Genomic DNA, 1,012 nt, shown 5'->3' with positions numbered 1-1,012 from the left:
TGACGTGATCTCAGCCAATTGCCGGTAGATAGTCATGCTCGAAATGGGTGAGGACGAGTGCTGCGCGGGCGATGTCGCCGATTCTGCTGGGGCTGACGGTGATGTGCTGGAGGACCCGCCAGCGGCCTTTGAGCAGGGCGAATCCGCGTTCGCCGAGACAGCGCAGGGCGCGTAGGAGCTGGTTGTAGGTGCGGTTGTCCGGGCTGAGGATCTGGTTTCCTTCGGGTTGCCTGATCGGCGTGTGAACGCCGATTCCGGCGCCGTCGTAGCCGCTGTCGGCGAGGGTGGGCAGTCCGGCCGCGGCTGCGGCGTACAGCGCGCCCAGCACCTGTGTGCGGGCGGCGGTCAGATCGTGGACGGAGCCGGGCTCGACCTCGGCGATCCACAGCGGCAGTCCGCCGGGGGCCGATAGGGCCTGCAGGTTGCCGGCGTGCTGGTGGGCTTTGCCGGAGTACCAGGCGTCGATGGGTTCGCCCTTGACGCTGACGGTCTGCTCGGCGCAACGATCGATGGGAATCAGGGTGCCGTCCAGGATCACATAGGCCAGCCCATCTGCCTGAGCACGGTCCAGCGCCTCGTGCAGATTAGGGGCTTGAGCTGCCAGAATGTCGATCCCCTCGGCAATGTAGCGGTAGGCCGTGGCTCGGGAGACGCGATGGTCGCGGCCGAGTTTGGGGATGTCGTGCTCGCCCCGGAACCAGCGCAGGATCAGCACCGCTTGCCAGAACGGAGTCAGCGCGCGACTGCCCTTGGGAGTGCCCACTCGCCGTCGTTCGTCCCGCAATGACCGGGCGACGTGGTGAATCAGCGCGCGGGAGACGTCGAGCGTGGCACGATGAGCAATCACGTGGAGCCTTCCGGCGGTTGTGCTTTCTTGTGGTGAGAACTCATCTACCGGAGGCTCCACGTCCTTCTCCGGCCTTCGACGACTCCTCCCGAAAGGCCCGAAACGCCACCACAGGCGTCCCAAACATTCCTCATCGTCCCGATTTATTTCTCTGAGATCACCTCA

General features: G+C 65.1%; 1 protein-coding gene. It reads right to left on the bottom strand.

The features are described 5' to 3' along the window. Window positions 1–10: 10 nt before the first annotated feature. Window positions 11–847, bottom strand: a complete 837-nt coding sequence (locus tag V5E28_RS49010; protein WP_336217192.1) for a transposase family protein — start codon at window positions 845–847, stop codon at window positions 11–13. Window positions 848–1,012: the final 165 nt, after the last annotated feature.

Origin of the sequence: Nonomuraea sp. LPB2021202275-12-8 (assembly GCF_037044575.1) — a bacterium.
Taxonomy (GTDB): Bacteria; Actinomycetota; Actinomycetes; order Streptosporangiales; family Streptosporangiaceae; genus Nonomuraea.
This window is presented reverse-complemented; position numbering and strand designations above follow the sequence as displayed.